This window comes from Phycicoccus flavus, assembly GCF_004025965.2.
In the GTDB taxonomy this organism is placed as follows: domain Bacteria; phylum Actinomycetota; class Actinomycetes; order Actinomycetales; family Dermatophilaceae; genus Phycicoccus; species Phycicoccus flavus.
This window is the reverse complement of sequence record NZ_SAYU02000057.1, coordinates 1-26,204: the sequence shown is the minus strand read 5'-3', so window position 1 is coordinate 26,204 and position 26,204 is coordinate 1. Positions and strand designations below refer to the sequence as shown.

The 26,204-nt window shown below is 76.3% G+C and carries 27 protein-coding genes, 1 pseudogene and 1 riboswitch; of the genes and pseudogenes, 7 read left to right on the top strand and 21 right to left on the bottom strand.

Translation table 11 applies throughout. The features are described from left to right. The 10 genes and pseudogenes from EPD83_RS15200 to EPD83_RS15155 form a co-directional block, all read right to left on the bottom strand. Window positions 1–373, bottom strand: a 373-nt coding sequence (locus EPD83_RS15200; RefSeq protein WP_322095795.1) for a DNA-formamidopyrimidine glycosylase family protein, incomplete at its 3' end; no start/stop codon positions are given. A 37-nt stretch (window positions 374–410) separates the two neighbouring features. Then, a complete protein-coding gene (locus EPD83_RS15195) occupies window positions 411–800 on the bottom strand; it encodes a type II toxin-antitoxin system VapC family toxin (RefSeq protein ID WP_128366012.1) in 390 nt (129 codons plus the stop codon). After that, on the bottom strand, window positions 797–1,051 hold the full coding sequence (locus tag EPD83_RS15190; protein ID WP_128366011.1) for a FitA-like ribbon-helix-helix domain-containing protein: 255 nt from the start codon (window positions 1,049–1,051) through the stop codon (window positions 797–799). Before EPD83_RS15190 ends, EPD83_RS15195 begins: the two co-directional genes overlap by 4 nt. A 74-nt stretch (window positions 1,052–1,125) precedes the next feature. Further along, window positions 1,126–2,097 carry a catalase family peroxidase gene (locus EPD83_RS15185; RefSeq protein ID WP_128366010.1) on the bottom strand — a complete coding sequence of 324 codons (972 nt, stop codon included), beginning with the start codon at window positions 2,095–2,097 and terminating at the stop codon, window positions 1,126–1,128. Window positions 2,098–2,202: 105 nt separating this feature from the next. After that, window positions 2,203–3,192, bottom strand: a complete 990-nt coding sequence (locus EPD83_RS15180; protein ID WP_128366009.1) for an LLM class F420-dependent oxidoreductase — start codon at window positions 3,190–3,192, stop codon at window positions 2,203–2,205. A gap of 152 nt (window positions 3,193–3,344) precedes the next feature. Next, a pseudogene (locus tag EPD83_RS20760) lies at window positions 3,345–3,485 on the bottom strand (DUF3626 domain-containing protein); the annotation flags it as partial. 78 nt (window positions 3,486–3,563) lie between these two features. Continuing rightward, the gene (locus EPD83_RS15170; RefSeq protein ID WP_128366008.1) at window positions 3,564–3,866 is read right to left on the bottom strand and encodes a GNAT family N-acetyltransferase; all 303 of its coding nucleotides are present in this window, start codon (window positions 3,864–3,866) and stop codon (window positions 3,564–3,566) included. A gap of 34 nt (window positions 3,867–3,900) precedes the next feature. Then, window positions 3,901–4,872, bottom strand: a complete 972-nt coding sequence (locus EPD83_RS15165; RefSeq protein ID WP_128366051.1) for a patatin-like phospholipase family protein — start codon at window positions 4,870–4,872, stop codon at window positions 3,901–3,903. A gap of 10 nt (window positions 4,873–4,882) precedes the next feature. Beyond that, complete coding sequence (locus EPD83_RS15160; protein WP_128366052.1) at window positions 4,883–5,533, bottom strand: HAD family hydrolase; 651 nt, start codon at window positions 5,531–5,533, stop codon at window positions 4,883–4,885. Continuing rightward, window positions 5,530–6,546: a DUF389 domain-containing protein gene (locus tag EPD83_RS15155; RefSeq protein ID WP_128366053.1), complete on the bottom strand. Its 1,017-nt coding sequence runs from the start codon at window positions 6,544–6,546 to the stop codon at window positions 5,530–5,532. Before EPD83_RS15155 ends, EPD83_RS15160 begins: the two co-directional genes overlap by 4 nt. 127 nt (window positions 6,547–6,673) lie before the next feature. Here EPD83_RS15155 and EPD83_RS15150 point away from each other — a divergent pair, with 127 nt between their 5' ends. After that, window positions 6,674–7,423 (top strand): AMIN-like domain-containing (lipo)protein, encoded by a 750-nt coding sequence (locus EPD83_RS15150; protein ID WP_128366054.1) that lies wholly within the window; start codon window positions 6,674–6,676, stop codon window positions 7,421–7,423. Between the two features lie 33 nt (window positions 7,424–7,456). On the opposite strand, the gene EPD83_RS15145 is transcribed toward EPD83_RS15150, so the two are convergent. Next, complete coding sequence (locus EPD83_RS15145; RefSeq protein WP_128366055.1) at window positions 7,457–8,485, bottom strand: GNAT family N-acetyltransferase; 1,029 nt, start codon at window positions 8,483–8,485, stop codon at window positions 7,457–7,459. Window positions 8,486–8,612: 127 nt separating this feature from the next. Between EPD83_RS15145 and EPD83_RS15140 the strand changes: the two genes are divergently transcribed. Then, window positions 8,613–9,281, top strand: a complete 669-nt coding sequence (locus tag EPD83_RS15140; RefSeq protein WP_128366056.1) for an SDR family NAD(P)-dependent oxidoreductase — start codon at window positions 8,613–8,615, stop codon at window positions 9,279–9,281. A gap of 22 nt (window positions 9,282–9,303) precedes the next feature. Here EPD83_RS15140 and EPD83_RS15135 read toward each other — a convergent pair whose 3' ends face one another. Beyond that, on the bottom strand, window positions 9,304–10,587 hold the full coding sequence (locus EPD83_RS15135) for an ArgE/DapE family deacylase (protein WP_128366057.1): 1,284 nt from the start codon (window positions 10,585–10,587) through the stop codon (window positions 9,304–9,306). Window positions 10,588–10,675: 88 nt separating this feature from the next. On the opposite strand from EPD83_RS15135, the gene EPD83_RS15130 reads away from it, so the two are divergent. Both EPD83_RS15130 and EPD83_RS15125 read left to right on the top strand, forming a co-directional pair. Next, window positions 10,676–11,590, top strand: coding sequence for a cation diffusion facilitator family transporter (locus EPD83_RS15130; protein WP_128366058.1), 915 nt, complete (start codon window positions 10,676–10,678; stop codon window positions 11,588–11,590). Window positions 11,591–11,629: 39 nt separating this feature from the next. After that, complete coding sequence (locus EPD83_RS15125) at window positions 11,630–13,093, top strand: MDR family MFS transporter (RefSeq protein WP_235950652.1); 1,464 nt, start codon at window positions 11,630–11,632, stop codon at window positions 13,091–13,093. Between the two features lie 30 nt (window positions 13,094–13,123). Here EPD83_RS15125 and EPD83_RS15120 read toward each other — a convergent pair whose 3' ends face one another. The 5 genes from EPD83_RS15120 to EPD83_RS15100 all read right to left on the bottom strand — a co-directional run bounded on the left by EPD83_RS15120 (window position 13,124) and on the right by EPD83_RS15100 (window position 19,363). Then, window positions 13,124–14,380: an MFS transporter gene (locus EPD83_RS15120; RefSeq protein WP_128366059.1), complete on the bottom strand. Its 1,257-nt coding sequence runs from the start codon at window positions 14,378–14,380 to the stop codon at window positions 13,124–13,126. Window positions 14,381–14,447: 67 nt separating this feature from the next. Then, window positions 14,448–15,806: a WD40 repeat domain-containing protein gene (locus tag EPD83_RS15115; protein ID WP_128368331.1), complete on the bottom strand. Its 1,359-nt coding sequence runs from the start codon at window positions 15,804–15,806 to the stop codon at window positions 14,448–14,450. Further along, window positions 15,803–16,315 (bottom strand): SigE family RNA polymerase sigma factor, encoded by a 513-nt coding sequence (locus tag EPD83_RS15110; protein WP_128368332.1) that lies wholly within the window; start codon window positions 16,313–16,315, stop codon window positions 15,803–15,805. The genes EPD83_RS15115 and EPD83_RS15110 overlap by 4 nt, the downstream gene beginning before the upstream one ends. Before the next feature lie 106 nt (window positions 16,316–16,421). After that, a complete protein-coding gene (locus EPD83_RS15105; RefSeq protein WP_235950651.1) occupies window positions 16,422–18,650 on the bottom strand; it encodes an ATP-binding cassette domain-containing protein in 2,229 nt (742 codons plus the stop codon). A 5-nt stretch (window positions 18,651–18,655) separates the two neighbouring features. Next, complete coding sequence (locus EPD83_RS15100; protein ID WP_128368484.1) at window positions 18,656–19,363, bottom strand: ECF transporter S component; 708 nt, start codon at window positions 19,361–19,363, stop codon at window positions 18,656–18,658. 72 nt (window positions 19,364–19,435) lie between these two features. Beyond that, window positions 19,436–19,538, bottom strand: a riboswitch (TPP riboswitch). 107 nt (window positions 19,539–19,645) lie between these two features. Here EPD83_RS15100 and EPD83_RS15095 point away from each other — a divergent pair. After that, the gene (locus EPD83_RS15095) at window positions 19,646–19,924 is read left to right on the top strand and encodes a DUF4235 domain-containing protein (protein ID WP_165566803.1); all 279 of its coding nucleotides are present in this window, start codon (window positions 19,646–19,648) and stop codon (window positions 19,922–19,924) included. 22 nt (window positions 19,925–19,946) lie between these two features. Here the strand turns inward: EPD83_RS15095 and hutI are convergent, their stop codons facing one another. Genes hutI through EPD83_RS15080 form a run of 3 tightly spaced genes read right to left on the bottom strand, consistent with a single transcriptional unit; the run spans window position 19,947 to window position 23,721 of the window. Then, window positions 19,947–21,158 carry an imidazolonepropionase gene (gene hutI / locus EPD83_RS15090; protein WP_165566802.1) on the bottom strand — a complete coding sequence of 404 codons (1,212 nt, stop codon included), beginning with the start codon at window positions 21,156–21,158 and terminating at the stop codon, window positions 19,947–19,949. Further along, window positions 21,155–22,480, bottom strand: coding sequence for a formimidoylglutamate deiminase (locus EPD83_RS15085; protein ID WP_165566801.1), 1,326 nt, complete (start codon window positions 22,478–22,480; stop codon window positions 21,155–21,157). Before EPD83_RS15085 ends, hutI begins: the two co-directional genes overlap by 4 nt. Beyond that, window positions 22,477–23,721: an allantoate amidohydrolase gene (locus EPD83_RS15080; RefSeq protein WP_235950650.1), complete on the bottom strand. Its 1,245-nt coding sequence runs from the start codon at window positions 23,719–23,721 to the stop codon at window positions 22,477–22,479. The genes EPD83_RS15085 and EPD83_RS15080 overlap by 4 nt, the downstream gene beginning before the upstream one ends. A gap of 119 nt (window positions 23,722–23,840) precedes the next feature. Between EPD83_RS15080 and EPD83_RS15075 the strand changes: the two genes are divergently transcribed. Both EPD83_RS15075 and EPD83_RS15070 read left to right on the top strand, forming a co-directional pair. Beyond that, window positions 23,841–24,368 carry an aminoacyl-tRNA deacylase gene (locus EPD83_RS15075; protein ID WP_128368119.1) on the top strand — a complete coding sequence of 176 codons (528 nt, stop codon included), beginning with the start codon at window positions 23,841–23,843 and terminating at the stop codon, window positions 24,366–24,368. 41 nt (window positions 24,369–24,409) lie between these two features. Continuing rightward, window positions 24,410–25,117: an alpha/beta fold hydrolase gene (locus tag EPD83_RS15070; protein WP_235950648.1), complete on the top strand. Its 708-nt coding sequence runs from the start codon at window positions 24,410–24,412 to the stop codon at window positions 25,115–25,117. 16 nt (window positions 25,118–25,133) lie between these two features. Here EPD83_RS15070 and hutU read toward each other — a convergent pair. Further along, window positions 25,134–26,204: urocanate hydratase (gene hutU, locus EPD83_RS15065; protein ID WP_165566800.1), on the bottom strand; the 1,071-nt coding region annotated here is incomplete at its 5' end.

Below are 26,204 nucleotides of genomic sequence, written 5' to 3'. Positions count from 1 at the left end.
GGGTGCGGACGAGGTCGAGGTCGTGCAGGCGCAGCCCCCACACCGTCCGGTCGTCGTCGAGGCCGAGGACGAGCCGGACCTCGTGCATGATCCGGCCGGGGAGGCGGCGGCCGGGCCGGGTGACGGACCACTCGCCGTCCATCCGCAGGTGGCTGTGGAGGGTGAGCCCGGCGTCGGAGCCGTCCTCGTCCCCGAGAGGGCCGAACCGGGTGAGGAGGTGCTTGCCGTGGGTCTCGTGGTCGAGCACCTCCCGGCCCGCGAGGTCGGCCGTGGCGAGCCGTGGGTGGCGCAGCTGCGAGCGCACGACGACGTGCCCGGTGAGCTGCCGGTCCAGCCGGCGCGCGAGCCGGTACACGCTGTCGCCCTCGGGCACGGCACCATCCTGCGACCGACCACCGACACCACCTCCGTCAGCGCAGCCGGACCTCGACGAGGCCGGCGACCGCACGGGCCAGCCGCGCATCTCTGGTGAGCAACGGGCAGCCCAGCGCCTCGGCCAGGACGACGTAGGCCGCGTCGTAGGCGCTGACGTTCGCCCGCAGGTCGAAGGCACGGTCCCGGAGCGCGGCGGCGTCCGGCCAGCGCCGTACCGGCAGGGCGTCGTAGTCGGCCAGGAGGTCGCGCGCGCGGTTCACGCCGAGGTGCCCGCCGAGGACGAGACCCCGCACGGCCGAGCCGACCTCGTAGTCCAAGAGCGATGGGGCGTGCAGCCGGTTGCGGGCCAGCTCCTCTTCCAATGCCTCTCCACCGTCGACCGCGGCCAGCGCGTCGACGACCGCAGCACAGTCGACGACGATCACGTGCGGGGGCGCCCCCCGCGGACCTCGCGCTCCGCCCGCGCGTCCCGCACGACGTCGAGGGCGGACACTTCGGCTCGCTCTGAGCGGCTGCGCGCCCGCTCCAGGACCTCGGCGACGGTCGGGGTGGAGACTTCACGGGCGATGACGTCGAGCAGGTAGGCGTTGAGCGACCTCCCCTCCCCGGCCGCACGGGCCTTGAGCGAGCGGCGCGCGTCCTCGGGGACGTCACGGATCTGGAGCAGCGAACCCATGTCTCGAGGATACCCTGATACCCATACAGTGTGTATTGACGCCGGGGATCCCGGGACATGGACGGCGGGATTGTTCAGGTCAGGTGCGGCGGGGGTTCGGCGCCGCTGCGGCGGCGGACCGACTCGGCGTAGACATATGGACGGATGCGCAGGATCGGGTCGTCGGAGGGCTCGATGCCGTCGACGAGGCGCATCGGGTCGTGGACCAGGACGTCGTCGCCGGTTTCGCGGGTGTCGTCCGGGCCGGTGACCTCGACGACGCCGAGGTCCGCCCACTCGCGCTCGGCCGGCCAGGCGGTGCTCGGGTCGGTGGTGTCGTCGCCGTCCTCGGCCAGCTGGGCGAGCAGCCGGTAGCGGATGGGCAGCGCGCCGGCCACGCCGTCGAACAGGTAGTCCTTGGCGACGCCCGCGAGCTCGTCCTCGCCCAGCGGGTGCGAGCCGGCCTCGGGGTCCAGGCGCCAGCGGACGAAGCGGCCCTCGCCGTCGGCGTTGACGAGCCGGAAGGCGTTGATGGAGTTGAAGACGACGGTGGCCCAGCTGCGCGGCGGCATCCCGACGGCGCCGACGACCTCGCCGGCCGCGGCGCACTTCGGATTCTCGGCGAGGAAGCGCTCGGCGGCATCCGGGCCCTCGTGCTGGGCGCGCAGCAGGTCGCGGAACGCCTCGGGTGTCGGGGCCGGGAACACCGGCCAGTCCTGGCAGACCAGGTCCGTCGTCGAGCCGTCGTCCAGGTAGAACTTCACGGCCATGCCGCGCGGGTCGCCGACGGTGTCGTCGCGCTCCTCGGTGCTCGGGAAGCCGTTGGAGAACCGCACGGTCACCCGCACCGGGTCACCCTGCAGGTGCGCCGCCCGCGACAACTCGCGGGCGCGTGGTGTCGCCGTGAACGTCCCGGCGAGCACGACCCCCTTGTGGTGGGTGATCCGCTGCCCGTCGATCGAGCCGAGGACGGTCGTCACCGTGTCCGCGAGGTCCGTGGCGAGCCCCGTCGGTCCCGGGTCCCGATGCTCCGTGGAGGCGTGCTGGTCCGGGTGCGCCGTGGTCATGTTCGGACCTCCCGCGTCGACGAGGGTGGATGCTCGTCATTCTGCGCCCGGCCCCGTGACCTGGCAAGACGGACACCGCGGGCGCGGCGAGGGCCCCCGGCGTGGTCAGCCCTTGCCGACGAGCGGGCCGAGGGCCTTGCCGGCCATCTCGACGACGCCGGGCTCGTGCCCGTTGGCCACCATGTTGAACACGATGCCGTCGACACCCTGATCCAGGACGCGCTCCTTGACCAGCCCGGCGACCTCGTCGGGCGTCCCGACGAACATCCGGTCGGTGACGCGGCGGCGCTGCTCGTCGTCGAGGGAGTCCAGGTCCGTGCCGCGGGCGGCGAGGTGGTCGTGCAGGAGCCGCTCGGCGTCGTCGGCGCGCTCGGCCATCATCACGAACCCGAGGTAGCTGGTCTCGAGCGTCGCGCGGTCGCGGCCGGCCTCCTCGCAGCGCTGCGCGAGCGCGTCGAGCTTGCGCGGGATCTCCGCGGTGTCGCAGATGAGGTTGAGGTGCGCGGCGTGCCGGGCGGCGTACTTGAAGGTCTTGCGCTCGCCGCTGCCGCCGATGAGGATCGGCAGGTCGTCGCGCACCCGCGGCTCGTTCATCGCCGACTCGGTGCGGTACCAGTCGCCCGAGACGGTCGGGCGCTCGCCGCGCAGCATCGGCTCGAGGATGGCCAGCGCCTCCTCCAGCCGGTCGAACCGGTCGGTGAAGGTGCCGAACTCGAACCCCAGCTGCTGGTGCTCCAGCTCGAACCAGCCCGCGCCGAGCCCGAGGACCGCGCGGCCCCCGCTCATCACGTCGAGGGTGGTGACGGCCTTGGCCAGGAGCGTCGGGTTCCGGTAGGTGTTGCCGGTGACGAGGGTCGAAAGCTGGACGTTCTCGGTCGCCGTCGCGAGCGCGCCGAGCAGCGTGTACGCCTCGAGCATGGGCTCGCTCGGGTCGCCGAGCCCGGGCAGCTGGTAGAAGTGGTCCATCACGAAGACGGCGTCGAAGCCCGCCGCGTCGGCCTCGCGGGCCTGCTGGACCACGGTGGGGGCGATGCGGATGGGGTCGCCGCCGGGGTAGCTGAAGCTGGGGATCTGGTAACCGAGTCGGATGCTCACCCGTTCGACGCTACGCCCGGAGGGGGCCGCCGTAGCGGGCGGTGAGGTGCCAGATCTGCTTGACCAGCTGGGGGTGGTGGGTGCCGGTGCGGGCGGCGTCCCCGACGACGCGGGCGTCCAACACCCCGTCCCGTGCGACGGCGTGGCCGAGCGCGGTCACCGCCGGGGTGGGCCGTGAGGCCGCCGGCGCTCGTCCCGGTCTCGAACTGCGAGCGGTAGACCCCGTCCCGGGCCAGGGCGTCGATGGTCAGGCCGGCGCCGGCGACCCGGTCGGGGTGGAAGTTCAGGGTCACCCGCAGCGACCGGTCCAGCGGCGCCCCGGTGCTGCGGGCCTCGACGTGCGCGAGGGCGCACCCACCGGGTCGGCTCGGTCACCGCGTGTCGCCGGCGGCGGCGAGGTCCTTGCGCAGGTGCACGTCGTCGCGGCCGGGGGTCGGCAGGGCGTCCCAGCGGAAGGTCTCGACGTAAGCGAGGCGGCGGTAGAAGTCCGGCGCCTGGAACGTGAAGGACGTCGCGAAGACGTGGGTGCAGCCGCGGGCCCGCGCCTCGGCCTCGAAGGCCTCGAGCAGCGCGCGGCCGATACCGGGCGTCGCGGCGGCGTTGTGGGCGTCGAGCTCGTCGCCGAGGCGCTGGTCGAGGGCGGCGTCGGCGCCCCCCGTGTGGATCTCGGGCATGGCCCCCGATGCTGCCACGGCCACCGCCGACGGGTCAGTACCCCGCGTCGTCCAGCGCGCGGGCGGTCAGCTCGCGGCCGAGGGCGATCATCTCGCCGGCGCGGTGGAAGTCCATGGTCCGGCAGGCGTCCGAGGGCACCGAGACGAGGACGTCCGGGGGGTTGCTCGCCATCCGGTAGCGGGTGATGAGCGCGGCCATGGTGTCGAAGGAGCGGTTGAAGATCTCCGCGGACGCCAGGTCGCGGGGGGCGGGGGTGTAGCCGGGGCCGGCGGGTCCCACGGCGGGCGGCCCGCCGTCCGTCACCGCCTCGACCTCGGCGACGGCGTCGACCGCGCCCGGCGCCGTGGCCGCGTCGTGCGAGCCGGCGATGAGCGCGCTCATCCGGTGGGTCAGCGAGCGCACCGAGCCGGCGAGCGGCCCCGGGGTGCGCACCGGCGCCACCGCCATCCCCGTGCTGTGCCCGGCCTGGAGGCTGACCGCCACGGTGAGGTCGGACATCACCGCGGCCGTCGGCTCGATGGGCACCGGGTTCATCAGGCCGCCGTCGACGAGCAGACGGCCGTCGACGACGATCGGCGTCACGAGGCTCGGGATGGCCACGGAGGCCCGGATCGCCGTCGCGACCGGCCCGCGCTGGAACCACACCTCGCGCCGGTGGTTGAGGTCGGTGGCGACGGCGGTGAAGGGGACGGCCAGGTCCTCGATGAGGGCGCCGCCGAGGATGTCGTTGACGCGGGTGAAGATGCGCTCGGCCCGGATGGCCCCGCCGCCGCCGAGGTTCATGTCCAGCAGCCGCCACACGTCGCGCTGGGTGAGCCCGGTGACCCAGTCGGTGTACGCGTCGAGCCGCCCGGCCGCGGCCAGCCCGCCGACGAGCGCGCCCATCGACGTGCCGGCGACGGCGACGACCTCGAGCCCGCGCTCCTCCAGCACCTGGAGGACGCCGATGTGGGCGTAGCCGCGGGCGCCCCCGGACCCCAGGGCCAGCGCCACCCGTCCTGCCATGCCGCCCAGGCTACGTCGGACCGGACGTGGCGGGCCCGGGCTCCAGGTCCAGGCCGTGCCCCCGCAGGTCGGCGCGCAGGGTCGGGGCGTCGGCGTAGAGGAGTGCCGACCAGCCGGCGGCCCGGGCGCCCTCCACGTTGGCCGGCGAGTCGTCGACGAAGAGGGTGGCGGCGGGGTCGAGGTCGAACGAGGCCGCGTGGTGCCGGTAGATGCCGGGGTCGGGCTTGACCAGACCCACCTCGCCGGACACGGTGACGCCACGGGCCCGCCGCAGGACAGGGAACCGCCGGCAGGCCTCGGCCCAGGTGTCGGCGGCGAAGTTCGTGAGCAGCGTGACGTCGGTGCCGAGCTCGAGCAGCGCCTCGTAGACGGCCACGCCGGCCTCCAGGGGATGCGGCACCATCCGCGCCCACGCGGGCCGGTAGGCGCGGATTCGCACCTCCTGGTCGGGGAAGCGGGCGATCGCCTCGGCCTCGCCCTCGGCCCAGGACCGGCCGCGGTCCTGCTCGGTGTTCCAGGCGGGCCCGCAGACCTCGGCGAGGAACCACGCCCGCTCGGCGTCGTCGGGGACGAGGTCGCGGTAGGCGAGGTCGGGGTCCCAGTGCAGCAGGACCCGGCCGACGTCGAGGACGACGTGGCGGACCGGGCTCGCGCCGGTCACGGGGCCGGGTCCGCGGGGATCGGACCGGCCTCGGTCCGGCGGCCGGTCGTGAGCTCGACGGTGACGTCGAAGAACGCGGGCACGCCGGCGTCCCGCAGGTCGGCGAGCAGCTCGGACGTCGGCGGCGGGTCCAGCGGGCTGCGGACGTTGACGGTGAAGCCGGCGGTCTCGGTGTCGACGCTCGTCACCTCCGCCCCGGGGATGGTCGACACCCACCGCCGCGCCCCCTGGTCCACCCGGTCCCCGAGGTCGGCGAGGTAGAAGACGAGCGCGGTGTTGACCCCCAGGGGCACGAGCACGACGAGCAGCAGCGCGGCGAGCCCGACGTAGCTGCGGGCCCGCACCCCCGTCCGCTCCCCCTCGCGGACCTCGGCGTAGCCGAGCACGGCGAAGAGCACGGTGCCGGCGAGGACGAGGGCGACGACGTTGCTCGTGAACAACAGCGCCGCCCCGAACGCGGCCCCCCGGTCGCCCTCGCCGAGGCAGACGCCGACGACGGCCAGCGGCGGCACGAGCGAGATGGCGATGGCGACGCCGGGCAGGACCGCGGCGACGTCGCGGCGGGCCAGGCCCAGCGCCCCGGCGAACCCCGTGGCGACGGCGGCGACGAGGTCGAGCACCCCCGGCGAGGTCCGGCCCGTCACCTGGCTGTTCGTCGTGAGGTCGACGGTGCCCGGCGCGAGGGCCGCGAACAGCCACCCGGTGGCGACGACGAGGACGATGCCGCCGATGACGAACCGCCCGGCCTTGAGCCGGCGGCGCAGGACGATGCCGAGCGCCATCCCCATGATGGGCGTCGACAGCGGCGCGATGATCATGGCGCCGATGACGGTGGCGGTGGAGTCCGACAGGACGCCGGCGGTGGCGATGACGGCGGAGAGCGTGAGCATCGTCCAGAACGCGGTGTACGCCGCACGCCGGTCGCCCGAGCGCAGGTCGAGGTCGGCGCTCAGCTCCTCGAGGCTGCGGCGCTGGTTCGCCGGGATGACGAGCCGGCGCAGGCTGAGGTCCATCCCGGGAGTATGGCCGCTCGCCGCGACCCGGCGCGCGGGCTCGGCCGATCCCCGGCGCGGCGCCCGGCGAGCCCCTCGCGCCGCGCACCTCGCCTGCGGGACCATGGCCCGCGTGAGAGGAGCCCCGATGCCCGACGCCCCGACGTCCCCCCGCGCCACCCCGCGACGACGCGCCGTGCCCGGCCGCCCGGCGGTGGTCGTGGCCGTCGCGGTGGCCCTGGCCGCCGGGGCCTGCTCCTCCGGCGACGAGCAGCCCTCGGCCGGCACCTCCGCCGCCTCCCCCACGTCGGCCCCCGGCTCGGCAGCCCCCACGACCTCCGCCCCCGAGACCTCGCCCTCACCCTCGGAGCCGGCGCCGGCCACGACGTCGGCGTCCCCGTCGCCGAGCGGCTCGGTCACCCCCTCGACCACCGACTCCGCGCCGGCCGAGGACGGGTTCGGCCTCCAGGAGCAGCGCTCGCCGGCCTGGCCGCGGCTCGGACCCAGCGTCGGCATCGGCGTGGCCTCCCGGGTCGGGCGGCACGCGGGCTACGACCGCGTCGTCTACGAGTTCACCGGCACCGGCACGCCCACCTACCGGGTCCGCTACGTCGACGAGCCCAAGGACGACGTGAGCGGCGACCCCGTCGACGTGCCCGGCGACTCCTACCTCTCGGTGGGCCTGACGACGGTCGAGACGCCCGGCGGGGACGACGCGCCGCCGCGCGACCCGTCGCCCCGCAGCCTCGAGGGCACGGTCGTCACCTACGCCCCGGCCATCTGGGGCGGCTTCGAGGGCCGGGGCGACGGGTTCATCGGCCTGCGCGGGGAGCGGCGGCCGTTCCGGGTCACGACCCTCAGCGACCCGACGCGTCTCGTCGTCGACATCGCCAAGTAGCGCTCGCGCCGCGGCGGCGCCGGCCGGGACTCCTCAGAGGTCGAGGTCGCGGTGCCAGGACTGGGTCTCGTAGTCGGTGACCCACCCCAGCGAGGTGTAGAGCCCGTCGGCGCCGGTGGGGCTGTCGGCGTCGACCTCGAGCCCGACCCGGTTGCGACCGCGCTGCGCGGCGTCCGCGATGACCGCGTGCAGCAGCGCCTTGGCCACGCCGCGCCCGCGGGCCCGGCGGTGCACGCCGATGTAGTCGACGTAGCTGCCCTCCGCCCCGCTGTCGTCGGCCGGCACGACGGTCGACACGACCGCGCCCGCTGGCTGCGGGCCGTCGTCGGTCTCGACCGTCGCGAGCCACCAGTGGTCCCAGCGGTGGCCGGGCTCCTCGCGCTGGCGCATGACGAACTCCGGGAAGCTCTCGCGGTAGGAGCTGAAGTGGTCCTGGAAGGACTCCTCGAGCACCCGGTGGATGGCCTGGAGGTCCTGGGCGACGGGGAGCCCGTCGTCGTGGCGCTCGGGCTGCCGGACGACGACTCCCTCGCGCGGGGCGGGGAGGCCGCCGACCTCCTCGGGCCGCACCGGCCGGGTCATCTGCAGCCAGGTGCGGGTGCGCCGGTAGCCCGCCCGGTCGAGCCAGCCCTGCTGCCGGGCGTCGTCGGCGTAGGCGCCGGAGTCCAGCAGCGTCGTGCGCAGCCCGCGCATGGCGGCGATGTCGAGCGCGTGCCGCTCGGCGCAGGCGAACAGGTGCCCGGCGAGGTCGGCGGCCTCGTCGTCGGGCAGGCCGGGGCCGACGGTGACGTCGACGAGCGTGCGGCCGGCGGCCCGGTCGTGCACCGACAGCCAGGCGAGCAGCCGCTCCTCGGGGTCGCGCACGAGGATCTGGCGCCGCGTCCACGAGCCGACGCCGACGAGCTGGGCCAGCACCGCGTCCGGGTCGACGCCCGAGGACCCCTTGGCCGCGCGCTGGTGCTCGGCGAGGAGGCCGGCCACCTCCGGGGCGTCCTCCGCCACCGGGCGGGAGGTGAGGTAGCGCGCGGGCAGTCCGTCGATGGTGACCTCGGCGTCGTTCATGGCGTCCATCCTTCCAGCCCGCCGGCGGCCGCCTCGCGGCGCCGCGACGCAGGCCCGGGGACGGGCCGCGGTGCGCCGGATCCCCCGTGGAGGAAATGCGAGGGCGGACGGCCTCGTTGCACCGGTCATGACGACACTCGCGATCATCGGAGCAGGTCAGGGGCTCGGTAAGGCCGTCGCCCGTCGGTTCGGCGCGGAGGGCTTCGCCGTCGCGCTCGTCGCGCGCAACCGGGGCCGGGTCGACGCCCTGGCCTCGGAGCTGGAGGCCGAGGGGATCCGGGCGCAGGGCTTCACCGCCGACGTCCGCGACCCCGCGTCCCTGCGCGCCACCCTCGAGGAGGTCACCGAGACCATGGGCCCGATCGAGGTCCTCCAGTACAGCCCGCTGCCGCAGAAGGACTTCATGCGCCCCGTGCTCGAGACCCGGCCGGAGGACCTCGTCGGCCCGGTCGAGTTCTCCGTGTACGGCCCCGTCGCCGCCGTCCAGCAGGTCCTGCCCGGCATGCGCTTCCTTCCGGAGGACGCCAGCCCGTCGATCCTCTTCGTCAACGGCGGCTCCGCCGTGACGCCCGGCCGCACCGTCACCGGCACCTCGGTGGCCTTCGCCGGCCAGCGCGCCTACATCGACCTGCTGCACGACGAGCTCGCGGACGAGGGCATCCACGTCGCCCAGCTCGTCATCGGCGGGCAGATCGTCGAGGGCGACCCCGAGAAGGACCCAGCCGTGCTCGCCGACCGGCTCTGGCAGCTGCACACCGGGCGGAGCGACGCCCGGGTCCAGATCTCGGCCGACTGACGCCCCCGCGGGGGCGGGCGGGTCAGTGGGCGCCGAGGCGGCGGGCGGCGAGGACGGCGAGGGCGCGCGCGACGCCGACCACCTCGTCGAGGGCGACCGACTCGCGGGTCGAGTGCGCCAGCCGGACGTCGCCCGGGCCGTACTGGAGGGTGGGGACGCCCTCGCCCGCGTAGAGGCGCAGGTCCGAGCCGTACGGCGCGGCCCCGACGCCCGGACGCCCGGCGCCGACGGCCTCGACGGCGTCCGCGACCTCGTCGGCGAAGGGGTGGCCCGCGGGCAGCCGGCCGGAGGCGAAGCGCCCGCCCGGCCACGACACCCGCGGCGGGTGGTCGCGCAGCCACGGGTCCCCGGCGGCGGCCTCGGCGACGGCCCGCTCGAGGTCGGCGGCGGCGGCGCGGGTGCTCTCGCCGAGCGCGACGCCGAGCCGCCCCTCGGCGACGAGCAGGTCGGGGACGCTGCTGGCCCAGTCGCCGGCCCGGACGGTGCCGACGGTGATGGCGTACGGCAGCGGGTTGCCCTCGAAGAGGGGGTCGGCGTCGGCGTTGCGCGCGGTCTCCAGCGCCCGCAGCGCCTCGTGGACGAGGACGAAGGACTCGACCGCGGACTGCCCTTCGAGGCGGGTGCTGCCGTGGGTGGCGCGTCCGGGCACCTCGATGCGGAAGGTCAGCGCCCCCGCGTTGGCCGTGAGCAGCCGGCCGCCGGTGGGCTCGGTGATGACGACGGCCTCGCCGAGGTGGCCCCGGCGCAGCGTCGCGAAGGCGCCGAGGCCGCCGTCCTCCTCCCCGACGACCGAGTGCAGCGCCAGCGGCCGCTCGGTGCGCACGCCGGACCGGTGCATCGCACGGGCGACGGCGAGGTTCACCGCGAGCCCGGCCTTCATGTCGCAGGCGCCGCGCCCGTGCAGGCGGCCGTCCTCGACGGTGGCCGCGAACGGGTCGTGCGCCCAGGACCACAGGTCCCCGACCGGGACGACGTCGACGTGCCCCTGGAGGACGAGCGCCGGGTCGCCCTCGCCCGGGGTCGTCCCGACCAGCCCCCAGGCCTCGTCGCGGGGGGCCTCGGTGCCGGGGAAGCCGGGGTCGGCGCGCAGGGCGTCGAGGTCCTCGGACCACAGGTCCACCTCGAGCCCGGCGTCCTCGTACCAGCCGCCGAGCAGTCGCTGGGCCTCCCCCTCCTCGGCGCTGCCGGTGATGCTCGGCACGCGGACCAGGGCGGTGAGGGTGTCGACGAGCTCGGCCTCGTCGAGGGCGTCCAGGACGCGTCGCTCGACGTCGCTCGGCGGGTGGCCGGGGGGCGGGGCGCTCATCGCGGCACGGTAACGCGGCGAGTAGCGTCGGGGCGGGCCGGGTCCGCACGAGGACGCGGCCGGACCGGCGAGGGACGGGAGGCGGTCGATGGGCGCGGGGCACGGGCACGGCGCCGCTCCGGCCGGGCACGCCGGGGCCGCGCACCGCTGGCGCCTGCGGGTCTCCTTCGTCCTCGTCGCCGGGTTCTTCGTCGTCGAGCTCGTCGCCGGCCTGGTCAGCGGCTCGCTGGCCCTGCTCAGCGACGCCGGGCACATGGCCGCCGACGTCGTCGCCCTCGGCGCGGCGCTCGTCGCCACCCGGATCGCCTCCCGCCCGGACACCACCGGCCGCCGCACGTTCGGGTCCTACCGGGCCGAGGTCTTCGCCTCCGGGCTCGCCGTCCTGCTCATGCTCGGGGTGTCGGTCTACATCGTGGTCGAGGCGCTGGGGCGGATCGGCTCCGCGCCGCAGGTCGCCAGCACGGCGATGCTCGTCGTCGGCGGCCTCGGGCTGGCCGTCAACCTCGTCTCGCTCCTCCTCCTGCGCGGCGGGGCCCAGGAGAGCCTCAACGTCAAGGGCGCCTACCTCGAGGTCGTCGCCGACGCCGTCGGCTCGGTCGGGGTGATCGTCGCCGGCGTGCTCGTGGCCACGACGGGGAACGCGGCCTGGGACACCGGCGTCGCCCTGGCCATCGCCGTCTTCGTCGCCGTGCGGGCCGTGCTGCTCGGCCGCGAGGTCGTCGCCGTCCTGGCCCAGCACGCCCCGCCCGGCATCCACCCCGGGGAGGCCGAGCAGGCGCTGCGTGAGGTCCCCGACGTCGTCGACGTCCACGACCTGCACCTGTGGACCCTCACCTCGGGCATGCACGTCGCCACCGCGCACCTCGTGTGCGTCGACGGCGCCGACCCCGGCGACGTCCTCGCGGCCGCCGGCGGCGTCCTGCGCGAGCGCTACGCCATCGACCACGCGACGCTGCAGGTCGAGCCGCGCGGCACCCGCTCGTGCACCGAGACGAGCTGGTAGCCCCGGAATGACGCGCCGCACGGCCGGGTTGGCCCTGCGGTGACGTCCCCCGCCGCCGCCCGTGTGCCCCGCTCCAGCGTCGGGCTGCGCAGCGAGCGCGGCCCGGTCCTGCTGTCGGTGATGCTCAGCACCGGCCTGGTCGCCATCGACGCGACGATCCTCGCCGCCGCCGTCCCCGCCGTCGTGCGCGACCTCGGCGGGCTCTCCCAGTTCCCGTGGCTGTTCTCCGTCTACGTGCTGGCCCAGGCGGTCTCGATCCCGGTGTACGGCAAGCTCGCCGACCTCGTCGGGCGGAAGCCGATGCTGCTCGTCGGCATCGCGCTGTTCGTCCTGGGGTCGCTGCTGTGCGGGCTCGCGTGGTCGATGGGGGCCCTCGTCGCGTTCCGCGCGGTCCAGGGCATCGGCGCCGGGGCCATCCAGCCCATCGGGATGACGGTCATCGGCGACATCTACTCCGTCGCCGAGCGCGCCACCGTCCAGGGCTACGTCGCGTCCGTGTGGGCGATGGCCTCGCTCGTCGGTCCGACCCTCGGCGGGGTGTTCTCGGAGTACCTCTCCTGGCGGTGGATCTTCTTCGTCAACCTGCCGCTCGGGGCGGTGGCGGCCTGGATGATGTGGCGCCGCTTCGCCGAGACGCCGCGGACCCGGGCCGGCCGGCCCCGGTTCGACGTCGTCGGCACCGCACTGCTGCTGCTCGGCACGGTGGCGCTGCTCGTCGCCCTGCTCGAGGGCGGGGTGCTGTGGCCCTGGCTGTCGGTGCCCACCGCGGTCCTGCTCGCGGGCGCCGTCGTCCTCCTCGGCGCCTTCGTCGTCGTCGAGCGCCGGGCACCGGAGCCGGTCCTGCCGCTGTGGGTCTTCTCGCAGCGGGCGGTGTCCGGGGCGATGGCGGCCTCGCTCGTCGTCGGCGTCCTGCTTCTCGGGCTCACCTCGTACGTGCCGCTCTACGCGCAGGCCGTGCTGGGCACCGGCGCGGTCGTCGCCGGGTTCGCCCTGGCCGGGATGACGGTCGGGTGGCCGATCGCGGCGTCGACCGCGGGGCGGCTGTACCTGCGCATCGGGTTCCGCCGGACGATGCTCCTCGGGTCGGTCGTGGCCGTCGTCGGGGCCGCGGGGCTGCTGCTCGTCGACGGGGACAGCTCGGTGCTGGCCCTCGGGGTGCCGTGCTTCGTCATGGGCCTGGGCTTCGGCTTCGTCGCGAGCCCGTCGGTCGTCGCGGCGCAGTCGTCGGTGCCGTGGAACCAGCGCGGGGTCGCCACGAGCGCGACGATCTTCGGGCGCTCGATCGGCAGCGCCGTCGGGGTCGCCGCCTTCGGCGCGGTGGCCAACACCGTCGTCGCGAACCGGCTCGGCGGGCCGCCGTCGGACCTGGAGTCCCTGCCCGCCGACGTCCTCGGCCCGGCTCTGGACACCGTCTGGGTCGCCGCCGCCGTCGTGTCGCTGGCCCTGGTCGCCACCGCGCTCGTCATGCCCCGCGAGGTCCGCGAGGTCCCCCTCGACCACTGACCTCGCCGGCCCTCCGGGGCCGCGCGTGGGTCAGGTGCTCAGGGCGCCGGCCCGGACCGGGTGGGTCTCGCGCGCCCGGAACCACGGGACGGCGGCGAGCAGGGTGATGACGCCGGTGACGGCGAACGCGAGCCCGAAGCTGCCGTGGTCGACGAGCGTGCCGGCGATGACCGGACCGATGATGGCGCCGGTGTCCTGGGCCATCTGGAAGGCGGCCAGCGCCGGCCCGCCGTTGCGCTCGCGCCCGACGACGTCGGCGAGCGACGCCTGCTGCGCGGGGTTGAGGGTGCCGGCGCCGAGCCCGGCGGCGAGGGAGAGGCCGAGCAGCACCGGCAGGCTGTCGGAGAACCCGGTGAGGGCGGTGAAGACCCCGGAGACGACGAGCCCGCCGACGATGTAGGGCTTGCGGCCCACCCGGTCCGAGGTCCGGCCGGCGAAGGTCAGCCCGACCGCGTTGCCGACCGCGAACACGGCGAGCGCGGCGCCGGCGACGAGCGCCTGCCGGCTCTCCCTCGTCGCCTGGTCCAGGCTCTGGTCGACGATGACGGCGGCGGCGAACAGCGGCAGGATCGCGTTGCGCACCCCGAAGTTGCCCCACCCGTTGGCGAAGGCCGAGCCCACCGCCGCCCGGTAGGCCGAGTCCCGCCAGCCGTCGCGGACCGCCATGACCGGCAGCACCGGGTCCCCCTCCTTGGGCCGCAGCGAGGCGTCCTTGAGGAAGACGAACACGATGCCGGCCGCGACGAGCAGCGCCACCGCGTAGACGATGAACGGCACCCGCAGCCCGAGCCCGCCGAGCAGCCCGCCGACCACGGGGCCGCCGACGCCCCCGATGAGGAACGAGGAGGCGTAGGCCGACGAGACCCGGGCCCGGATCGAGGGCGGGGCGAGCCGGACGATGAGCGCGACCGCGGACACGGTGAACATCACCGACCCGATGCCGCCGAGGCCGCGGAAGACGAGCAGCTGCCAGTAGGAGTGCGCGAAGGCGGTGGCGCCGGTGGAGATGGCGACGATGACGAGCCCGGTGAGGTAGACCGGCCGTTCCCCGAGGCGGGCGATGAGCCGGCCGCCCGCCGGGGCGAACAGCAGCCGGAAGAACGCGAAGGCGCTGACGACGACGCTGCTGGCCGTGGCGCCGACGTCGAAGCTCTGCGCGAACCGCGGCAGCACCGGGGTGATGAGGCCGAAGCCCAGGGCGATGACGAACCCCGCGGCGATGAGGACCCAGATCTCCCGCGGGATGCGGACCCGCGCGTCGGGGGTGGTGACGGGGTCGGCAGGCACGAGCGTCCAGTATGCCCGCGCCCACCGACACCGCCGGCGGCGGTGCGCCGCCGGCGGTGCCGCCCCCTCAGCGGCTGGTCGGGTGGTGGGGCGCCAGGGTGGTCGGCAGCGGCTCGGACCCCTCGCGCCAGCTCCGGCGCCGGGCCAGCGTCCCCAGCGCCAGGGCGGCGGCCAGGGTGACCAGCGCCCAGGGCAGCGCGGTCCGCGCCCGCTCCCGCCAGAGGCTCCCCTCCGTGTCGACCGGCGACCCGGTCAGCGCCCCACCGGCGACGGTGACGCACCCGCCCCCGAGCGAGGAGGACACCCGCACGACGGTGCGGTCGGGGTCCCCCGGCAGCACGACGTCCCCGCTCGTGGCCAGCGGCCGCCCGTCGCGCCACACGACGGGGCACCGGGTGCCCCCGGCCGGCGCGATGCGCACCTCGTCGACGCCTGCGGGGAGCGTGCCCTCCCGGGCGGCCCGGCCCTCGACGTCCGCCCGGGTGAGCGGCACGACGTGGGTCTGGACCGCCGCGGGCGCCGTCTCGGCGTCGGCGGGCCGGGTGGCACCACCGACGAGGAGACGCGTCCCGTCCGGCGACAGCGACGCCGACAGCACGTCGGTCCCCTCCATCCGGTCCCACGGCACCCGGGCGCCGGGCGCCCAGGCGTCCGCGCCGACCGTCCAGGACCACACGCGCAGCGGTCCGCCGCCGTCGGCCGCGACGGCGAGCAGCGTCCGGTCGTCGAGCCAGCCCGCGAGCGCGGCCTCGCGGCCGGCCGCGAGCTCCGGCAGCCGGGACACCCGGCCCTCCCGGTTCACGAGCCGCACCTCCGTGGTCCACGTCGCCGACCGGCCGACGAGCGGGGCGGCGAGCAGCGCCGAGTCCGGCGACCAGACCCCCGGCAGCGCGGTCAGCCCCTCGTTCCGGGCGGTGCGGAGCGTGACCTCGTCGACGACCGACCGGCCCGTGCGCAGGTCGACGACGAGCAGCCCGTCCTCCTGCAGCAGCAGGCCGTCGGGCGAGAGCGACGGGCTCGCCGGCACCGGGAGGGACGACGGCGTCGCCAACGTGCGGACCCGGCCCGTCGGCGAGACGACGTGCCACTCCTCCCGGGCGTCGACCGGCGCGACGACGAGGGCCGTCGCTCCGGGTGGCCCGGTCAGGTCCTCGCGCCAGGGCGGGGCGACGTCGGTCGGGTAGCCGGTCACCGGGACCCCGGGGTCGGCGGCGGGCATCGTCTCGGGGGTGCCGCTGCCGGGCAGGACGACCCCGGCGGCCACGGCGAGCACCGCGGCGACGGCGGCGGCCGCCAGCCCGCGCTCGCGCCACCGGCGGCGGGAGCCGGCGCGCCACAGGTCGGCGGCGGGCGGCGGCTCGGGGTCGTCGGCCAGGCGGGTGGCCAGGGCGTCGAGCTGGACGGTGAGGCGGTCGGGAACGCTCATCGGGACACCTCCTCGCGGCCGAAGGTCTCGGCGAGCTCGGGGGCGAGCTCGCGGAGCCGGGCCAGGGCGTGACGGGTCTGGGACTTCACGGTGTTGACGGAGCAGTCGAGGATCGCGGCGGCCTGCACCTCGGTGCGGTCCTCGTAGAAGCGGACGACGAGCACCGCCCGCTGGCGCGGGGTGAGGCGGCGCAGCGCGTCGGCGAGGGTGAGCCGGGTGTCGGCGTCGACCGAGCAGTCCGGGCTGGACGCGTCGGGTCCGGGCTCGGCGGGGTCGGGCTGGTGGCGGCGCCAGCGCCAGGCGTCGACCGAGCGGGTGTAGAGGATGCGGCGCACGTACGCGTCGGCCGTCGCGGGGTCCACGCGGTGCCAGTGCTGGGCGGCCCGGGCCAGCGCCTCCTGCGCCAGGTCCTCGGCGGAGTGCCGGTCCCCGGTGAGCAGGGCGGCGGTCCGTACCAGCGGCTGCCACCGCTCGCGGACGTAGTCGTCGAAGCCGCTGCGATCGGCCATCTCGGTCCCTCCCCTCGCTGCCCGGCCACCCGGGGCCCTGTCCGGCGACCCGGTTCAGGGGAGAGTACGGACGGAGGCCCTCATTCGGGTGGAACCCCGACCGGCCTCACCGGGCCGTGACGGCGACGACGAGCGGCAGCAGCCCCAGCAGCACGAGAGCGGTGTCGCCCCACCGCCACGGCGCGGGGGCCCACCAGGTGCGTCGCTGGGCGGTGGCGAAGCCGCGGGCGTCCATGGCGACGGCCAGCTCGGCGGCCGCCCGCAGGGTGCGGACGAGCAGCCCCATCGTCGACGCCGCGAGGTGCGCGGCGACGGTCCGCGGGTGACGCGCGGACACGCCGATGCCGCGGACCCGCCGGGCCCGCCCGATCTCGGTCCAGACGGCGCCGAAGGTGTGCACCCGCTGGAGGGCGGCCGCCGTGGCGACGACCGGCCGGTCCGGCAGCCCCAGCCGCTGCGCGAGGTGGTCGCCCAGCCGGTCGGGGTCCAGCCACGGGACAAGGACGGCCGAGGGCAGGACGATGACGACGACCCGCAGCCCGACGGTGCACGCGATGTCGAGGTCGTGGCCCGCGAGCAGCCAGGTCGACCACGCGGTCGTGGCCGCGGCGAACAGCCCCGGCAGCAGCCGTAGGCCGACCGTCCGGAGCCGGTGCGGCGGACCCGGACCGTCGCCCGGTGCGGCGAGCGCCAGAGCCCCGAGCACCACCTGGGTGGCGACGACGAGGAGGGTCGTGCTCCAGTGCGGCGAGAGGACCCCGGCCGGGATGCCGAGGAAGGCGGTGGCCAGCAGGGCCAGCGGACCGCAGCGGGCCACCAGGGGGGTCCGCGTCGGCGGGGGGTCGGGGGGTCGGGGCGGTGCGTCGGTCCGGTGGACGACGTCCGCGCGCCCGACGACGTTCGCGTCGTGGGTGGCCGCGACGACGGCACCGCCGGCGGCCCGGTGGGCGTCGAGCAGACCGAGCACCGCGGCCCAGGTGTGCCGGTCCTGGCCGACGGTCGGCTCGTCGGCCAGGAGCACCGGCGGGCCGTGCAGCAGCGCCGCCGCCACCGCCAGGCGGCGTTGCTCGCCGCCGGACAGCTCGCGCGGGTCGGCCTCCGCGAGGTGCTCCAGGCCGAGGACGGCCAGCAGCCTGTGCGCCCGGTCGTGGGTGGCCGCGTCGTCGTGGCCGAGGGCGCGGGAGGTCGCGAGCACCTCGTCGAGCACCCGGTCGGTGACGATCGTCGAGCTCGCCCACTGCGGCACCCAGGCCAGCGCCCGCGCCAGGTCCGGCGCGTCGAGGTCGGCGGGGACAGTGTCGTCGCCGACGCGGACCGCGGCCTCGGGCGTCGTCGGGAGGAACCCGGCGAGGGCCGCGAGCAGCGTCGACTTGCCCGACCCGCTGGGGCCGACGAGCGTCGTCAGCGTCCCCGGACGGGCGGCCAGTGGGTCGTCCAGCTGGGCGGCCCGGACGGTGCGCGCGGTCCCGTCGAGGTGACGGGTGGTGCGGTCGACGCCGAACGGGGGCGCGGTGAGGGCGGGCGCCCTCGCCGCAGTGCAGAGGCCGGGCGGGACGACCAGCGGCTCCGGCGGCGGCGCGCCGGGCACCCAGATCCCCATCCCGAGCAGGACCTCCCGCTCCGCGGCGAGCACCTCCCGCACCGGACCGTCGGCGACGACCCGCCCGTCCGCGGACAGCACGACGAGCCGCCCGACGAGGTCGGTCCAGGGCCCGAGCACGTGCTCGACGACGACGAGGGTCCGTCCCCCGTCGCGGGCCAGTGCCCCGACGGCGGCCCGGACCTCGGCCGCGCAGGTCGGGTCGAGCATCGCCGTCGGCTCGTCGAGGAGGACGACCGACGGGTCGAGGGCCAACGTGCCGGCCAGCGCCAGCCGCTGGGTCTGGCCGCCGGACAGCGCCGACGTCGGCGTGTCCAGGTCGAGCCCGCCGAGCCCGACCGCCGCCAGCGAGCGCCGCACGACGTCCGGCATCGCCTCCCGGGGCAGCCCGACGTTCTCCAGCCCGAAGGCCACGTCGCGTCCGACGGTGGCGGCGACGACCCCGGCGCCCGGCTCCTGGAGCACGAGCCCGACCGTCCCCGGGCGCGCCCCGGGGCCGGCGCCGTCGACCGTCACCGAGCCCGTCAGCTCACCGGCCTCGACCGACCCGAGCAGCCCGGTGAGCGCCCGCAGCAGCGTCGACTTCCCCGACCCCGACGGCCCGACGAGCAGCACGCGCTCGCCGGGCGTCAGGGTGAGGTCGACGGCGCGCAGCACCGGCTCGCGGCGGCCGTAGGGGCGCCAGGTCAGGCCCGACACCTCCACCCGGCCGCGGGCCGGCGCGGTGACCGTCACGGGGCTCAGACCGCCCGGGACTCCCGGCGTTCCTGGCCGGGCGGGAACGCCGACAGCGCCCCCGCCGCCGCGAGCGCGCGGGTGACGACCCAGGCGAGCACCCCGGCGAGGACGATGCCGGAGAGCGCCATGCAGCCGAGGTAGGCGAGCTTGTCGCGCCACACCCACTCGGCGTAGTAGCCGCCGTTGCCGGCGAACGAGGACAGCACCGGGATGCTCGCCCAGGAGTCGGGGAACCGGCCGGTCTCGTAGAGCCACTCCAGCGGGGTGGACAGGGCGCCGGCCAGGGCCGCCGCGGCGACGCCGAAGAACCGGTACCCGAGGATCGCGAAGGCCAGCTCGGCGCCGAGGCCCTGGAGGATGCCGGCGAAGAGGACCCCGGCGCCCCAGGCCGTGCCGGGGATCATCGAGACGAGGGCGGCGACGACCTCGCAGAACAGCGCCGCACCCGGCCGGCGGACGACGAGCCCGCCGACCACGCCGGCGAGCAGCCAGGGCCCGACGAACAGACCCAGGAGCGGGGCGTACCCGATCTGCAGGGCGGTGACCGGGCCGTTGTAGAAGATCCCCCAGGCCCAGAACGCGACGCCGAACGCCGCGCCGAGGAAGGCGACGGTGAGGATGTCGACGGTGCGCCAGCCCATGAGCGGGCGGGTGGCGGTGATGGAGCGCCGGGTGGGCGGCGGCTCGTAGGTGGTGCTGGTGGTGGCCATGTGCTGCTTCTCCCGTGGTCGGTGATGACCAGGAGGAGGCGGGCACCACCGCCGCGTACGGCGGCAGGGCACGCCCGAGATTTCCCGACTCCCTCCGCCGGTGCTAACCGGTTCAGGTTCGAGGGTCTGCGGCGGACCGCACTCTCAGCGCTCTCGCGCTCCCCTGTCGTTGGACGCCCCGAGCATAACGCGGGCGGCGTTAGAGTGAACAGACCCGGCCGGGCGACCTGTCCGGGCCGCGTCGCACCGCCCCGACCTGCACCGATCCACGAAGGACAGCCCATGGGAAAGTTCGCTTGGAAGATCCTCGGCACCGGGGGACCCATCCTGGCCGGGATCCTGGCGACGAAGGTCGTCAACATCGTCTGGGCCAAGGCCGGGCAGGGGGAGATCAACCCCAAGGACCCCGACGCCCCCGTGCTGCGCGCGCTGTCCTACGCCGCCGCGATGGGTCTGGCCGTCGGCGTCGCCCGCACCCTCACCGAGCGCAAGGCCGCCAACTACTACCGCAACAGCAGCGGCCACCTGCCGGGTGAGGTCGCGAACCAGCCCATCTCCTGACCCCGGCGCCGCCGGCGCGGCGTCAGAGGTCGAGGGCCCGGGCGAGCGGCATGCCCGGCCGGTAGGCGAGGTGCTCGTGCGACGGCGCCTCCAGGACGGCCAGGTCCGCGCGCGACCCGACGGCCACCCGGCCGACGTCCTCGCGCCGCAGCGCCCGGGCCCCGCCCACAGTGGCGGCGACGAGCGCCTCGGCGGCGGTCATCCGCAGCTCACGGACGGCCAGGGCGAGGACGAACGGCATCGACGAGGTGTTGCAGGTCCCCGGGTTGCAGTCCGAGGCCAGCGCCACGCTCGCCCCGGCGTCGAGCAGCCGCCGGGCGTTCGGGTAGGGCATCCGGGTCGAGAACTCCACGCCGGGCAGCAGCGTCGCGACCGTGGTGTCCGCGGCGTCCACGAGCGCGGCGACGTCGTCGTCGGACAGGAACGTGCAGTGGTCGACGGCGGCCGCCCCGAGCTCGACGGCGAGCCGCGCGCCCGGACCGGGGCCGAGCTGGTTGCCGTGGACGCGCAGCCCGAGGCCCGCGTCCCGTCCGGCCACCAGCACCGCGCGGGACTCCTCCCCGGTGAAGGCGTGCGGGCTGTTCGGCTCGCAGAACACGTCGACCCAGCGGGCGTGCGGCGCGCAGGCGGCGAGCATCGGCCCGGTGACGAGGTCGACGTAGGACCCGCGGTCGGCGCGGGCCTCGGGCGGGACGACGTGCGCGCCGAGGAACGTCGTCTCGGCGGTGACCTCGCCCGCCAGGCGCAGCGCCCGGGCCTCGTCCTCGACCGTGAGCCCGTACCCGCTCTTGACCTCCAGGGTCGTCGTGCCCAGCGCGCGGGCCGCCACCACCCGCTCGGCCAGGAGGCCCCGCAGCTCGTCGTCGGACGCGGCCCGGGTGGCGGCGACCGACACCCCGATGCCGCCGCCGTCGTAGGGCTCGCCGGCCATCCGGGCGGCGAACTCGGCGGACCGGTCGCCGGCGTGGACGAGGTGGCTGTGACTGTCGACGAAGCCGGGCACGACGGCCCGGCCGCCGACGTCGACCCGGCGGTCGGCCGCGGGGGCGTCCCCGGCCGGGCCGACCCAGGCGACGGCGCCCGCCTCCAGCACGACGGCGGCGTCCTCACGGACCCCGAGCCGCTCGGCGGCCGGCACCGAGCGGTCGGTGACGGGCACGTCGCCGTCGGGCCCGGCGCAGGTGACGAGCCGGCCGATGCCCGTGACGACCGTCGAGGACCCGGCGCCGGTCACCGCCGCACCGCCCGGACGGCGTCGGCCAGCAGCCGCCCGACGTCGCCCAGCCGGTGCTGCCCGCCGGCCACGACGTGCTCCCCGCCGACGACGACGTCGGTGACGTCGGCCGACGTCGCGGCGTAGAGCAGCTGGTCCAGCGCCGCACCGGCCGTGCGCGGGCTGTCGGTCCGGACGGCGACGAGGTCCGCGACGTGGCCCGAGGCGAGGAGGCCGCCGTCGTCCCAGCCGAGCGCGCGGTAGCCGTCGAGGCTCGCCGCCCGCAGCAGGTCGGCCGGCGCGAACCGGCCGCGCTCGAGGGTGTCGAGGCGCTCGTGCATCTCGAGGCCGCGCAGCTCCTCGAAGGGGTCGACGACGGCGTGCTGGTCCGAGCCCAGCGCGAGGTGCGCCCCGGCGTCGGCCAGGGCCCGGGCCGGGCCGATGCCGTCGGCGAGGTCGCGCTCGGTCGTCGGGCAGAAGACCACCGGGGCTCGGGCGGCGCCGACCCGGGCGACGTCGTCGTCGGTGAGGTGCGTCGCGTGGACGAGCGAGGCTCCGGCGGCCAAGAGCCCCTCGTCGTCGAGGAGGGCGACGGGCGTGCGCCCGTAGAAGGACTGGCAGGCGAGGTTCTCGCCGGGCTGCTCGGAGACGTGGACGTGCACCGGCCAGCCCTGCAGCCCGACGGCGCGGGCCAGCTCGCCGATCTCCGCGGCCGGCACCGCCCGCACCGAGTGGACGGCGGCGCCCACCCGCCAGTCGCCGTCCGGGGCGAGGGCGCCGACGCGCTCGGTCCAGGCGGCGGCGCTGCCGTCGGAGAACCGCTGCTGCTGCGGGTCCAGCGGCACGTGGCCGCCGCCGGTCAGGCCCCCCTCGAGGTAGAGGGTGTCCAGGAGGGTGAGGCGGATGCCGGCGTCGGCGGCCGCGACGACGAGCGCCTCGCCCATCGCGTTGGGGTCGTCGTAGGGGGTGCCGCCGGGGGCGTGGTGGACGTAGTGGAACTCGCCGACCGCCGTGTACCCGGCGAGCACCATCTCGGCGAACGCGGCGGTCGCGAGGCGCCGGTAGCTGTCGGGGTCCAGGTGCTCGGAGAGGGAGTACATCTCCTCTCGCCAGGTCCAGAAGTTGCCGCCGTCGGCGTGCGTGCGGCCCCGCAGGGCGCGGTGGAAGGCGTGGCTGTGGGCGTTGGCCAGCCCGGGCAGGACGAGGCCGTGGAGGACGACGTCACCGGGCTCGACCGGCAGGTCCGCGGTGACCTCGGCGATGCGCCCGCGCTCGGTGCGCACCCGGACGTGCCGCCGCACGCCGCCCGGAAGCATCGCGTGCTCGCACCAGAAGGCGCTCATGCAGCGGTCGGTCCCGCGAGGTCGGCGAGCACGGCGGCCAGGGCACCGACGCCGGCGACGCAGTCGTCCGCGGCGGCCCACTCGTCGGGGCTGTGGCTGACCCCGGTGGGGTTGCGGACGAAGAGCATCGCCGTCGGGACCCCGGCGTTGGCGAGGATGCCGGCGTCGTGGCCGGCGCCGGTGCCGATGATCGGGGCGGCGGCGAGCGTGGCGGCGATCCGCGCGGCGAGCGCGGGGTCGAAGGCCGTCGACGGGGTCCACGACTCCTCGGTGACGAGGGCGTCGAAGTCGGCGACGACGTCGCGGATCTCGTCGACGACGCGGCGCACGGCGACGGCGTCCGGGCCGCGGGCGTCGAGCCAGCAGGTGGCGCAGCTGGGGATGGCGTTGACGCCGCCGGGGACGACCTCGACCTTGCCGACGGTGGCGAGGGCCCCGTGCTGCTCGGCGGCCCGGCGGGCGGCGAGGATGGCCGTGGCGACGCCGAGCATCGCGTCCTCGCGGTCGTCCATGGCCGTCGTCCCGGCGTGGTTGGCCATGCCGGGGACGTCGATGCGCCAGCGGCCGTGCGGCCAGATGTCGCTGCCGACCCCGACGGCCCGCCCGAGGTCCTCCAGCGTCCGCCCCTGCTCGATGTGCAGCTCGACGAAGGTGCCGACCCGGCGCAGGGTCTCGTCGTCGCGGCCGAGGTGCTGGGGGTCGCCGCCGGCCAGCTCGAAGGCCTCGGCGAGGGTCATGCCGTCGACGTCGCGCAGCCCGCGGGCGCGCTCGGGGTGCATGGCGCCGGTGATGACCCGGGAGCCGGCGCAGGCCACCCCGAAGCGGGCGCCCTCCTCGTCGGCGAAGTTCACGACCCCGATCGGCCGGGACGGCGTCACCTGCTGCTCGCGGAGGGCGTCGACGGCGGCGAGCCCGCTGACGACGCCGAGCGGGCCGTCGAACGCGCCGCCCTCCGGCACGGAGTCCAGGTGCGAGCCGACGACGACGCCCGGGTCCCCCGCGGCCACCGCGGCGTCCGGGTCGCCCCACCAGGCCCACTGGTTGCCCATGCGGTCGGTCGTGAGGTCGAGCCCGCGCTCGGCGCACTCCCCCGCGAACCACTCGCGCAGGTCGTGGTCGGTGCGGGTCCAGGCGAACCGCCGGTAGCCCCCGCTCGAGGCGTCCAGCCCCACCGACTCCAGGTCCCCCCACATCCGGGCGAAGGCGCGCGCTGACGCCTCGGGTGCCGGCCTGCTGGACATGGCGACCATTGCACCAACGGAACGGCTGCTGCGGGGCGCAACGGACGCGCGATTTGTCTCGGGGGCAAGACTCCGGCGGCGCCGACCGACGCCGCGACGTCGGGCCCTAGAGTGGCCGGATGGACGACGGGCCCGGGACCGGCGGTGACCGCCCGCCCGTCGACGACGCGGCCGCCCCCGTCGGGGCCGACGAGCGGGCCCGCCGGGCGCTTGCCCGCTCCGGCATCGCCTACGACATCACCCGGCACGGCCGGGTCGGGTCGCTGGCCGAGGCGGCCCGGCTGCGCGGCGTCGAGCCCGCCGGCATCGTCAAGACCCTCGTCGTGCGCCGGGCCGAGGACGACTACCTCTTCGTCCTCGTCCCCGGCGACCGCGAGATCTCGTGGCCCAAGCTGCGGGCGCACCTGGGCGTGAAGCGCATGTCGATGCCCGACGCCGCGACGGCGCGGGACGTGACGGGCTACGAGCGCGGGACGATCACGCCGTTCGGGTCGCTGCGCCGACTGCCGGTGGTCGCCGACGCCTCGATCACCGGCCGCACGGTGTCGGTCGGCGCCGGGGCGCACGGCGTCGCGGCGACGGTCGGGGCGGACGCCCTCGTCGCGGTCCTCGACGCCGACGTCGCCGACGTCACCGACCCCGCCTGATCGGACGGGGTGACGGCGCGGTGGCTCGCGATGACCGGGGGGTGCCGGAGCGCGTGACCGTCGACGTGGGGGACGTCGCCCTGTCGGTGCTGGTCCACCGTTGCCCCGCCCCGCGCCTCCCGCCCGTCGTCCTGGTCCACGGCACCGGCGCGGACGCGAGGACCTGGGACGCGGCGGTGGCGGGGCTCGTGCCGGACCGCGACGTCCACGCCGTCGACCTGCGGGGCCACGGCGCCAGCGGGCGGACCGACGTCTACTCGGTCGCGACCATGGCGGCGGACCTCGCGGCCCTGCTCCGCTCGGTGCCCGGGCCGGCCGACGTCGTCGGGCACTCCCTCGGCGGCCTCGTGGCGCTGCGGGCTGCCGTCGCCGGGCCGGACCGCGTCCGGCGGGTGGTGCTCGAGGACGTCGGGCTGCTGCACCCCCGCCCGTCCGACCCGCCGCCGCGCCCGGACTATGACCCCGGCTTCGACTGGCGGGTCGTCGAGCAGGTCCGACCCGAGGTCGACTCCCCCGCCGCCGACTGGCCCGAGGTCCTCGCGGCCGTCACGCAGCCGCTGCTCGTCGTCGCCGGCGGGCCGCTGAGCTTCGTGCGGGCCGAGCACGTCGAGGAGCTCGCCGCGATCGTGCCGGACGGCCGCGTCGTCACCCTCGGGACGGGACACGAGGTCCACCTCGGCGCACCTGGCGCCTTCCTCGACGCCGTCCGCTCCTTCCTCGACCCGGCCCCGGCCCGACGCACCACCTAGCGGGGTCCGGAGCGGGTCAGGACCCGCGCATGGGGACGCGGACGCCCCGCTGGGCGGCCACCTCGTCGGCGCGGTCGTACCCGGCGTCGACGTGCCGCAGGACGCCCATCCCGGGGTCGTTGGTCAGCACGCGCTCGAGCTTCTGCGCCGCGAGCGCCGTGCCGTCGGCGAGCGAGACCTGCCCGGCGTGGATCGAGCGGCCGATGCCGACGCCGCCGCCGTGGTGGATCGACACCCAGTCGGCGCCCGACGACGCCGAGACCAGGGCGTTGAGCAGCGGCCAGTCGGCGATGGCGTCGGAGCCGTCGGCCATCGCCTCGGTCTCCCGGTAGGGCGAGGCGACGGAGCCGGCGTCGAGGTGGTCGCGGCCGATGACGATCGGCGCACTCACCGCCCCGGAGGCGACGAGGTCGTTGAAGGCGAGCCCGGCCCTGTCGCGCTCCCCGTAGCCCAGCCAGCAGATCCGCGCCGGCAGCCCCTGGAAGGCGATCCGCTCCTGGGCGCCGCGCATCCAGCGGTGGAGGCGGTCGTCGTCGGGGAAGAGGTCGAGGACGGCGCGGTCGGTGGCGGCGATGTCTTTCGGGTCGCCGGACAGGGCGGCCCAGCGGAACGGGCCCTTGCCCTCGCAGAACAGCGGCCGGATGTAGGCAGGCACGAAGCCGGGGAAGGCGAAGGCGCGCTCGTAGCCGCCCTGGCGCGCCTCGTCCCGGATCGAGTTGCCGTAGTCGAAGACCTCGGCGCCGGCGTCCAGGAAGCCGACCATCGCCTCGACGTGCCGCGCCATCGACGCCCGCGCCCGGTCGGTGAACTCCTCGGGCTTCCTCTCGGCGTACCCCTGCCACTCCTCCAGCCCGATGCCCTCGGGGAGGTAGCTGAGCGGGTCGTGGGCGCTGGTCTGGTCGGTGACGACGTCGATGGGGACGCCGCGCCGGAGCAGCTCGGGGAAGACCTCGGCCGCGTTCCCGACGACCCCGACGGACAGCGCCCGCCGCTCGTCCTTGGCCGTGACGACCCGTGCGACGGCGTCGTCGAGGTCGTCCGCGACCTCGTCGAGGTAGCGGTGCTCGACCCGGCGGTGCAGGCGCGC

Excerpts from the sequence above, each read along its gene's own strand:
- EPD83_RS15190 (WP_128366011.1), bottom strand. The coding sequence starts at position 1,051 with ATGGGTTCGCTGCTCCAGATCCGTGACGTCCCCGAGGACGCGCGCCGC.
- EPD83_RS15185 (WP_128366010.1), bottom strand. The coding sequence starts at position 2,097 with ATGACCACGGCGCACCCGGACCAGCACGCCTCCACGGAGCATCGGGAC.
- EPD83_RS15170 (WP_128366008.1), bottom strand. The coding sequence starts at position 3,866 with ATGCCCGAGATCCACACGGGGGGCGCCGACGCCGCCCTCGACCAGCGC.
- EPD83_RS15165 (WP_128366051.1), bottom strand. The coding sequence starts at position 4,872 with ATGGCAGGACGGGTGGCGCTGGCCCTGGGGTCCGGGGGCGCCCGCGGC.
- EPD83_RS15155 (WP_128366053.1), bottom strand. The coding sequence starts at position 6,546 with ATGGACCTCAGCCTGCGCCGGCTCGTCATCCCGGCGAACCAGCGCCGC.
- EPD83_RS15150 (WP_128366054.1), top strand. The coding sequence starts at position 6,674 with ATGCCCGACGCCCCGACGTCCCCCCGCGCCACCCCGCGACGACGCGCC.
- EPD83_RS15145 (WP_128366055.1), bottom strand. The coding sequence starts at position 8,485 with ATGAACGACGCCGAGGTCACCATCGACGGACTGCCCGCGCGCTACCTC.
- EPD83_RS15140 (WP_128366056.1), top strand. The coding sequence starts at position 8,613 with ATGACGACACTCGCGATCATCGGAGCAGGTCAGGGGCTCGGTAAGGCC.
- EPD83_RS15135 (WP_128366057.1), bottom strand. The coding sequence starts at position 10,587 with ATGAGCGCCCCGCCCCCCGGCCACCCGCCGAGCGACGTCGAGCGACGC.
- EPD83_RS15130 (WP_128366058.1), top strand. The coding sequence starts at position 10,676 with ATGGGCGCGGGGCACGGGCACGGCGCCGCTCCGGCCGGGCACGCCGGG.
- EPD83_RS15115 (WP_128368331.1), bottom strand. The coding sequence starts at position 15,806 with ATGAGCGTTCCCGACCGCCTCACCGTCCAGCTCGACGCCCTGGCCACC.
- EPD83_RS15110 (WP_128368332.1), bottom strand. The coding sequence starts at position 16,315 with ATGGCCGATCGCAGCGGCTTCGACGACTACGTCCGCGAGCGGTGGCAG.
- EPD83_RS15100 (WP_128368484.1), bottom strand. The coding sequence starts at position 19,363 with ATGGCCACCACCAGCACCACCTACGAGCCGCCGCCCACCCGGCGCTCC.
- EPD83_RS15095 (WP_165566803.1), top strand. The coding sequence starts at position 19,646 with ATGGGAAAGTTCGCTTGGAAGATCCTCGGCACCGGGGGACCCATCCTG.
- EPD83_RS15085 (WP_165566801.1), bottom strand. The coding sequence starts at position 22,480 with ATGAGCGCCTTCTGGTGCGAGCACGCGATGCTTCCGGGCGGCGTGCGG.
- EPD83_RS15080 (WP_235950650.1), bottom strand. The coding sequence starts at position 23,721 with ATGTCCAGCAGGCCGGCACCCGAGGCGTCAGCGCGCGCCTTCGCCCGG.
- EPD83_RS15075 (WP_128368119.1), top strand. The coding sequence starts at position 23,841 with ATGGACGACGGGCCCGGGACCGGCGGTGACCGCCCGCCCGTCGACGAC.